Below are 8,902 nucleotides of genomic sequence, written 5' to 3'. Positions count from 1 at the left end.
TCCCGCTGGGCCCAGCGGGACTACGTGCCGTTCGGCACCGCGGGCAACCGGCGCGCGATGGACGCGGTCGAGCAGTCCCTGCTGACGGGCGGCGAAGTCCCGGGCCTGGCCGACTACTTGAGCCGGGCCGGCCTCTACTACGTCGTCGTACGCAACGATCTCGACCCCGACCAGCTCGGCTACGTACCGACCACGACCGTCAAGCGCACCCTGGAGGAGTCGGGCTACCGGCGGGTGACCGGCCTCGGTCCGGTGATGACGGGCGGGCGCATCGCGGAGAACACCCCCGTGCAGATAGAGGGGTTGTACCCGCGGCAGCGGGCCGTCGAGATCTACGAGCCGGCGAGCGCGGACGTGCCGCGGCCCGGGCAGGCCGGGCTGAAGGCGGTCGCCGACACGGCCGTCGTCTCCGGCGGGCCCGAGGCGCTGCTGCCGCTGTCCGCCGACCCGACCATGCGCGACCGCGCCGCCGTGCTGACCGGCGACAACCATCCCGGCCTCGGCGCCCCCGAGTTGCAGGTGGTGGGCGACGGACTGCGGCGCGCCGACACCCGGTTCGGCCTGGTCAACGCCAACACCTCGTACACGTACACCCGTAACGAACGCAATCACTCCGACAGCTTCCAGAACGCCGGGGAGAAGCCGCACCAGATCCTGCCGACCGAGGGCATCGGGCACCAGACGGTGGCCGAACTGCGCGGCGCGCGCTCGGTTTCCGCGTCGTCGAGCGGCAACTGGATGTTCTATCTTCCGCAGTACGACCCGGTGAACGCCTTCGACGGCAACCCGAACACCGCCTGGGCCGAGGGCGCGGCGGGTTCGGCGGACGGGCAGTGGCTGCGGATCGGCTTCACGGACGAGACGGAGATCCCCGACTCGATCCGGGTCACCCCGCTGCCGCAGGACAGTGTGCGCTCGGCGCCGACCCGGGTACGCGTGGAGACGGAGCGCGGCTCCGAAACGAGCACCCTCCAGGCCAACGGCATGCGTCAGCGCATCAAGGCCCCTGAAGGGGCGACGAGTTGGCTGAAGGTCACCATCGTCGACTCGGCGGCCCGGCGCTCCGACCTGTCCGGTGCGGGCTTCTCCGAGATCACCATTCCCGACGTCCAGGTGACCCGCATGCTGCGGCTCCCGACGGACGCCGAGCGCACCGACGCCGCCGCCGAGGTCGTCTCGCTGCACCGCGCCACCGACCCGGGCGGCTTCTCGCCCACGGGCACGGAGGCGGGGCTGCACCGCCGCTGGACCTCGGAGTCGGCGGGCACGTACGAGGTGAAGGCGAGCGCGGTCCCCGTGCCGAGCGACGAGCTCGACGAGCTGCTCTACAAGGTCGCGCCCGAGCAGCGGAACCGGATCACGGCGACCGCCGACTCGACGGCCCTGCTCGGCACCGGGCTCTCGCCGCGCAACCTCACCGACGGCAATCTGTCCACGGCCTGGATAGCCGGGGACAACCCGACCATCCATCTTCGCTGGCCGGACAAGCAGGCCGTGGGCGAGATCGTGCTGGCTCCGGCGGGCGGACTCTCCACCCGGCCGACGGAGGTCAACATCAGCTCGCCGGACGGTTCGACGATCGCGGGCGTCGACGAGAACGGTGTCGTCCGCTTCGATCCGATCACCACGGACCGGCTCGACATCACCATCACCGAGACGGCCCCGATGACGGTCCACAACCCGCTCGCGGACGAGGACCTGCAACTGCCGGTCGGTCTCACCGAGGCGTACGTCCCGGCCCTGGACCAGTACCGCACCCCGCAGCCCCGCAGCACCCGCACCTTCGACGTCCCCTGCGGAGAGGGTCCGACGCTCGCCGTCGACGACGAGCTGTACGAGACCAGCGCGAAGGGCACGGTGCAGGACCTCGTCGAGCGGCGGCCCATCGAGCTGACGCTCTGCCAGGAGGGGCGTGCGGACCCCGAGTTGTCCCTCGGTTCGGGCTCGCACCGGGTCGAGGCCGGCGACGCGGGACCGCTCGCCGTCACCGACGTCACGCTGACGCGCGGCACGGTCACCACACCCACCGCGCTCAACCGTGAACTCGGCATCCGGGACTGGCTCGGCGACCGCCGCGAGGTGTCCGTCGGCTCGGGCGCGGCCTCGTACCTGACGACGTACGAGAACTTCAACGACGGCTGGAAGGCCACGCTGAACGGCAAGAAGCTCGACCCGGTGCGGCTCGACGGCTGGCAGCAGGGCTGGCGGGTCCCGGCGGGCGCGGGCGGCACGGTCGAGCTCTCGTACGAGCCGTCGACGCTGTACGAGGCCGGGCTGATCGGCGGCGGTGTCGCGGTGCTCCTCCTCGCGGGGCTCGTGCTCTACCGGCGGAACTCGCCCAACACGGACGAGCCCTCGCCGGTGCCGCCGCCGCCCGGTCTGATCCTGGGCACGGTCGTGCTCACGCTGGTCGGGATCGTGATCGCCGGGTTCTTCGCGCTGCTGGTGCCTCTGCTGGCACTGCTCGCCTGGCGGCGGCACGCCCTGCTGGTGCCCATCGCGTTCCTCGCCCTCGCGGGGGCCGGGATCACCGCCGCGACCGGTGCCGGGGAGCCGGTCTCCGAGGGCGCGGGGGCATTCGGACCCACGGCCCAACTTCTGGCGCTGATCGCGCTGTTCGCGGGGTTGGTCTCGGTCGGGGAGGCGTCGTACGGGGCTCGGGGTCCTGGCGGCCCCGGCGGAGGTCAGGCCTTCGGGGCTTCCGGCGCCCACGGGCATCCCGGAGCTCCCGGCACTCCTCCCGGCACAGGCACTCCCGCCGCTCCGGGGTATCCCGGCGCCCCCAAGGCCAGCGCGCTGCCACCACCGGCGGCGGGCACCGAGGCGCCGACCGAGCCCCTGCCTCAGCGGCGGCGAGGTGAGAGCGCGGGGCCTGGCGCGTCCGAATCGTCCCGGGCGCCCGAGGCACACCACGGGATGCCCGGAGTGTCCGGGACGGCAGAGGCGGCAGGGACGGCCGGGACAGCCGGGTCCTACGGGTCGTCCGGAGCACCGACGGCCCCGGGCGCGTCCCCGACCCCCGGCACGGCACCGGAGCAAGGAGCCGGGCCCGCGCCCGGAGAGACCAAGGCCCCGCCCGCCCCCAGGGTGGCGTCCGGCCCGACGATCTCCGCCCGTGGGCCGGGGTCCGCGCAGCCGGAGCCCGACCCTCCCACCACCCGGTTCGGCTTCCGGAAGCCGAAGTTCAGGGCGACACCACCGGAGGAGCCGAGGCCGGAACGGCCCGGAGCGGCGAGGCCCGCGGACCCCGAGGACGCCAGGCCGGCCCGCGCCGATGACCCGCGGCCGGCACGACCCGAGGAGACGGGGGAAGGCGAACACACATGACCACGCTGGACCACCCGGCACGCGACGGCACGGACGGCCCCGTAACGCCGCCCGCCCGGATCCCGTTCCCCGTCGTGGACGAGGTCGCCAGGCACTGCCTCCAGGAGGAGGAGCCGGAGACCGTCCACATCGAGGTGCATCTGCCGGGCCGTCTCGACCCGGACCGGCTGCGGGCCGCGTTCACCGGAGCCCTGCACCGCCACCCCCGCATCCTGATGCGCGAGGCCCGGCGCCCCTGGTACGGGCGGCGGTACGAGTGGGAGCTCACCCCGGACGCGGACGTGGAGGTCGTGCTGTTCCCGCCGCCGGACCGGGACGCCCTGAAGCACGCCCGCGACCGGGCGCTCCAGGACGCCCCGCCGCTGTCGGCGTCGCCGCCGATCCGCCTCGAGGTCGTCATCGATCCGGAGGCCGACGACACGGTCCTCTTCGTCACGATCAACCACACCGCCCTCGACGGCCCGGCCTGTCTGCGGGTCCTCGCCACCGCCGCCGAGCTGTACGGCGGCCGGGACAACTCCCCGGCGGCGCCCCCGACCCGTACGACGGCCGAGGCGCCGAGCCCGGTCGACGCGCCCTCCAGCTGGGCCCCGCCCGCGCGGGTGGCGCACGGTGCTCCCGAGCCCTCGCCCGGCAACGGCATGCTCGTCGCCGAGTTCGGCGTCCCGCGCCGGCCCAAGGGTTCCCCGTACACCGTGAACGACCAGCTCATGGTGGCCACCGCCCTGATGATCACCCACTGGAACCGTGAACACGGCGCCCGGCCTCGCCCGTTGCGGATCACGATGCCGGTGGACGACCGCACGCGCGACACGGACATGCCGATCGGCAACGGCACGCGGCTCGTCGAAGTCCCCTTCGCGCCCGGAGAGTTGGACGCCTCGGACATGGCGGGCCTGCTGCGGCGCACGGCGGACCGCACCCGTGCGCTCAAGGCGCTGCCGCGGCCCCAACTCGGTCACGGGGCAGCCCTGTTGACGGCTCCCGTGGTCCCGGTGGCGTGGCGGGCCGCGTTCACCCGGGGGCTGCGGAGGGCCGCCGGGCCCTGGACGTCGACCACGCTGCTGAGCAACATCGGCCGCATTCCGTACGCCCTCGACTTCGGCGAGGGGGCGGGGCGGGCGCACGCGGTGTGGTTCTCGGCGCCGGCCCGGATGCCGCGCGGGCTGACAGTCACAACCGCGTCCACGGCGGGCCGGCTGCACGTGGCGTTCCGCTGGTCCCGCAGGCTGCTCAGCCACGGCGACGGCTCCCATCTCCGCGACCTCTTCGAGCACTACCTGCACGCCACGGAACACGCCACGGAGAGTGCCCCATGACCACGGCTCCGCCCCGCCGGCCGTCCGGCGGCCAACCCCCGCACGGGCTGCGGGACTTCTACGAGGACCCGGCCGTGCCGGTCGCCTCCGGCGCGCCCCGCAGTCTGCGCCAGGCGCGGATGCTGGCCGCCGCGCTCGGCCCGGCCACGTCCGGTGCGCGGACGGTCCTCGACATCGGCTGCGGCGACGGCTCCGCCGCCGCGACGGCGGCGCCGCTGCTGGCCGGCCATCGCATCGTCGGCGTCGACTGGTCCCAGGACGCCCTCAGACGCGCCCACGCCCACCTGCCGTACGCGGTGCGCGGCGAACTCACCGACGGCGGGCTGCCGTTCAGGTCCGCCTCCGCCGACGCCGTCCTGTTCAGCGAGGTCGTCGAGCACCTCGTGGACCCGGACGCGGCGCTCGACGAGATCCACCGGATCCTCCGCCCGGGAGGCCATCTCATGCTCTCCACACCGAACTTGGCCGCCTGGTACAACCGTGCCCTGCTGCTCGCCGGTGTCCAGCCCGTCTTCTCCGAGGTGAGCCTGCGCGCCATCCACGGCCGCCCCGGCAAGGAGGTCGTGGGCCATCTGCGGCTCTACACGGCCCGTGCGCTGCGGGAGTTCGTGACCGCGTCTGGCTTCGAGGTCGTACGGCTGAAGGGTGCGCCCTTCCACGGCGTGCCCCGGCCGATGCGCCCCCTGGACCGGCTGGCGTGTGCCGTGCCGTCGGTGTCCTCGATCCTGCTCCTGCACGCGCGAAGGACGTAGACCATGTGGTGGGGGGTGGCCGCGGCACTGCTGGCGAACGTGCTCTACAGCACCGGATTCGTGCTGGAGAAACGGGCGTTGGCGGCGATGCCCCAGGTGACCGTCCGGCAGCCCGCCCGGCTGTTGCGGCTGGTCCTCGGCAGTCCGCTGTGGATCGGCGGCTCCCTCGCCCTGGCGTCCGGCTTCGGCGCGCAGCTCGTCGTCTACCGCACGCTGCCGATCGCCGCCGCGCAGGGCATCTTCGTCTCCGGCCTGGTGATCCTCGTCCTGCTCTCCTCGGTGCTGCTCGGCGAGGAGACCTCGGGCCGCGAGCGGTACGCCATCGGGGCGATCCTCGTCGCGCTGCTCATGGTCGTCCTGTCCCTCAAGGAGGGCTCCGACACCGTCAGCCGCAGCGCTCCCGCCCCGCTGATCCTGCTCGTCTGCGTACCGTCGCTCGCGATGGGCGTCTGGCTGTACGCGTCCGCCGAGCGCCGCGCCCGCCACCGGCACCGCATGCCGACCACGGGCGTCGAATACGGCGTGGCGGTGGGCCTGTTGTACGGGGTCAGCTCGCTGGCCATCAAGGGAGTGTCGAGCTACCTCACCTCAAGCGGCCTCGGCGGTGCGGTGGTTGATCTGCTCAGCTCCCCGTACCCCTATCTCCTGCTGTTCACCGGCGCGTTCGGCCTGGTGATGTCGCAGGCGGCACTGCAGCGCTGCCGGGCCTCGCTGATCGTGCCGGTCTGCACGACGGTGACCTGCCTGTTCACCGCGGTGCTCGGCACGCTCGCGTTCGGCGAGGCACTGCCCGAGGACCCGCTGCGGCTGGCGCTGCGCATCGGCGGTACGGCGCTGGCGGTCTCCGTACTCCTGGCGATGCCCAAGCACGACCCGCCGGCGCAGCCCGGTCCGGCACCACAGCACGATCCACCGGAAGAGCCCCAACCCCCGCCCCACACAAGGGAGTTGACCACTGATGAACCCCGACGACCCGTTGCTGAAGATACTGGCGTGCCCGCTGGACAAGGGGCCGCTGCATCTCCTCGAAAAGGAGACGGAGGGTCCGGAGAGTACTGAGGACGCTCTCTACAACCCGCGTCTGCGCCGCCGCTATCCGATCGTGGACGGCATCCCGCAGCTCCTCCCGTCCTCCGGCGAACAGGTGACGGACGACGAACACGAACGCCTGCTGAAACGGATGTTGACCTCATGACCCTGGCAGCCCGTCTGGCCCCTTTCGTGCCGGTGCGGCTGGTCGCCGCCGCCGCCCGGTTCGTCTATCCGCGCTTCGAGCCCGAACTGGCCCGGCTCGGCGATCTCTGCCCGCCCGGCTGCGGCACGGCGGTGGACGTCGGCGGCTGGTACGGCCCCTGGACGCGCCGTCTGTCGCAGCGGGCGCACCGCGTGGTGACGGTCGAGCCCGTCCCGCATCTGGCCCGGCTGCTGACCACCGCGACGCCCGGGAACGTCCGGGTGGTCCGGGCCGCCGCGAGCGACCGCCGGGGCACGGCCCGGCTGTGGCTGCCGTCCGGCGACCAGGGCGACCGGGGCGTCTCCTCACTCGTCCGCCGGGACATCCACGCCCGCGCCCTGGACGTCCCCTGTCTCACCCTCGACAGCCTGAACCTCCACGACGTCGGCTTCGTCAAGATCGACGTGGACGGCAACGAACTGGCGGTACTGCGTGGCGCGACCACCCTCCTCACCCGTGACCGCCCGGCCCTGTTCATCGAACTGGAGGCCCGCATCCAGCCCATCAGGCCCGTCGTGTCGTTCCTCACCGAGCGCGGCTACAAGGGCTGGGTCCTGCCCGACGACACCTGGCTCCCCCTCGCCTCCTTCGACCTGGAGTCCCACCAGGCCCACGCCTCGCACGTGGTCTCCCAGGGCCTGCTGCGACGGGTGCTGGCCTTCCGGAGCCCGGGGTACGTCCGGTACGTGAACTCGGTGCTCTTCCTCCCGACGGGCCGCACCCCGGGCGACGCGCACCGCGCCGGACACGTACGCCACGATGGGACGCATGCCTCCCGCCAAGCGACCCGATAGGCCCGCCGGCCCGTTCACCCCGCTCGACTTCCAGCTGGTCCTGCTGCGCCGCATGGCCGACCACAACGCGGACCTCGTGGAGGACGCCCGCCACGCGCTGGGCGTCTCGATCGCGGACATGCGCGAGGCCAACCGCCGTTGGCAGGCGATGCGGCATGTGCCGCGGGGCCGGGGAACGGTCTCCCGGTACCGCTCGATCCTCGGCGAACCGGAGTCGGTCACGCCCCGGCAGATCGGCGACCTGTCCTGCGAGGCACTCCTGTGGCCGGTCCCCCTCTGGGCGGACCTCCGCTTCGAGGTCCTGGTGGCCCCGAACGGCGCGGCCTGGAACGAGTGGCTGGTCCGCGCGCCGGGCGCCCCCTCCCCCGAGCTGCGCACCCTGGAGGACCTGACTCCCTGGTCCTGCACGGTCGACGAGGCGGCCCGCGCCTTCGCACCCGCCCGGCCGCTGGAGGGGTCGGCGCCGACACGGTGGGGGCTGGCGTTCACGGCACCGGACGCATCGGGCGTACCGCACGACTGCGTGGCGGAGTTCACGTACGGGCTGCTGCAGAGGATGGCGGTCACGGGGGCACGCGGCTGACGTACGGCGCGTGCCTACAGCCGTGGGCCAACGGCCGTAGACCCGCAGCGGTGGGCCTACAGGTGTGGGCCCACAGCCGTTGGCCTACAGCGGTGGGCCCGTCAGCGGGTAGCGGCCTTGACGATCGCCTCCGCGACGACCGGCACCGAGGCCTCGTGCAGGAAGAGGAAGAGGTTGGGCTCGACGAGTTCCAGCTCCATGACGCGGGGCGCCCCGTCGTCGCCGTCCACCAGGTCCACGCGGGCGTAGAGCAGTTCGGGAGCGTCCGGCACGGCGGCCAACGCCCGTTCCGCCACGGCGAGTTCCGCGGAGGTCGGCTCCCACGGCCGCAGGTTCGGGTGCGGGACCTTGTCCGCGTCGTACGCGGTGCCGGGTTCCAGGACGGCGCCCTTGCGGACGGCGTGCAGGAAGCGCCCGCCGTAGAACAGCAGGGCCCGTTCACCCGCCGTGTCGATGCTCCGCATGTACGGCTGCACCATCGCGGTCAGCCCTTCCGCGTGCATCCACTCCAGATGCCGTACGGCCCTGTCGTGGTCCTCGGGCGTATAGCGGGCGGCGTTCCGGGCGCCCGCCCCCGAGGTGGGCTTGACGACGTACTCGCGGTCGGCGGGCAGGTCGGCCGGGTCGCCGGGAGCGAGGTACCGGGTGTCGACGACGGGCACCCCGGCCGCTGCGAGGTCGCCGAGATACCGCTTGTCGGTGTTCCAGCGGACGACGGCCGCGGGGTTCGCCAGTGCCGTCAGCGCCCCGCACCGCTCGGCCCACGCCACGAACTCGGCGGCCCGCCAGCTGTAGTCCCAGGTGGAGCGGATGACGGCGAGGTCGAAGCCGTCCCACTTGACGTCGGGATCGTCCCAGCACACGACGGCGGCGTCCGCCCCGGCCCGCTCCAC

8 protein-coding genes are annotated in these 8,902 nt (G+C 73.2%); 7 read left to right on the top strand and 1 reads right to left on the bottom strand.

Features of this window, described 5'->3' with window-relative positions; all coding sequences use genetic code 11:
• From AOK17_RS42840 to AOK17_RS42810, 7 genes are all read left to right on the top strand, one after another.
• Window positions 1-3,327, top strand: a 3,327-nt coding sequence (locus AOK17_RS42840) for an alpha-(1->3)-arabinofuranosyltransferase domain-containing protein (protein ID WP_079053608.1), incomplete at its 5' end; no start/stop codon positions are given.
• The gene (locus AOK17_RS42835; protein ID WP_055618064.1) at window positions 3,324-4,646 is read left to right on the top strand and encodes a condensation protein; all 1,323 of its coding nucleotides are present in this window, start codon (window positions 3,324-3,326) and stop codon (window positions 4,644-4,646) included. The genes AOK17_RS42840 and AOK17_RS42835, both read left to right, overlap by 4 nt.
• On the top strand, window positions 4,643-5,398 hold the full coding sequence (locus AOK17_RS42830; RefSeq protein WP_055618063.1) for a class I SAM-dependent methyltransferase: 756 nt from the start codon (window positions 4,643-4,645) through the stop codon (window positions 5,396-5,398). The genes AOK17_RS42835 and AOK17_RS42830 overlap by 4 nt, the downstream gene beginning before the upstream one ends.
• A gap of 15 nt (window positions 5,399-5,413) precedes the next feature.
• Window positions 5,414-6,457, top strand: a complete 1,044-nt coding sequence (locus tag AOK17_RS42825; protein ID WP_055618065.1) for a hypothetical protein — start codon at window positions 5,414-5,416, stop codon at window positions 6,455-6,457.
• A complete protein-coding gene (locus AOK17_RS42820; protein ID WP_055618062.1) occupies window positions 6,357-6,593 on the top strand; it encodes a Trm112 family protein in 237 nt (78 codons plus the stop codon). The genes AOK17_RS42825 and AOK17_RS42820 overlap by 101 nt, the downstream gene beginning before the upstream one ends.
• A complete protein-coding gene (locus tag AOK17_RS42815; protein WP_055618061.1) occupies window positions 6,590-7,426 on the top strand; it encodes an FkbM family methyltransferase in 837 nt (278 codons plus the stop codon). The genes AOK17_RS42820 and AOK17_RS42815 overlap by 4 nt, the downstream gene beginning before the upstream one ends.
• Window positions 7,392-8,009 carry a hypothetical protein gene (locus AOK17_RS42810; RefSeq protein ID WP_055618060.1) on the top strand — a complete coding sequence of 206 codons (618 nt, stop codon included), beginning with the start codon at window positions 7,392-7,394 and terminating at the stop codon, window positions 8,007-8,009. Before AOK17_RS42815 ends, AOK17_RS42810 begins: the two co-directional genes overlap by 35 nt.
• A gap of 101 nt (window positions 8,010-8,110) precedes the next feature.
• On the opposite strand, the gene AOK17_RS42805 is transcribed toward AOK17_RS42810, so the two are convergent.
• Window positions 8,111-8,902, bottom strand: a 792-nt coding sequence (locus tag AOK17_RS42805) for an ATP-grasp domain-containing protein (protein ID WP_055618059.1), incomplete at its 5' end; no start/stop codon positions are given.

The organism is Streptomyces phaeochromogenes (assembly GCF_001418655.1).
Taxonomy (GTDB): Bacteria; Actinomycetota; Actinomycetes; order Streptomycetales; family Streptomycetaceae; genus Streptomyces; species Streptomyces phaeochromogenes.
This window is presented reverse-complemented; position numbering and strand designations above follow the sequence as displayed.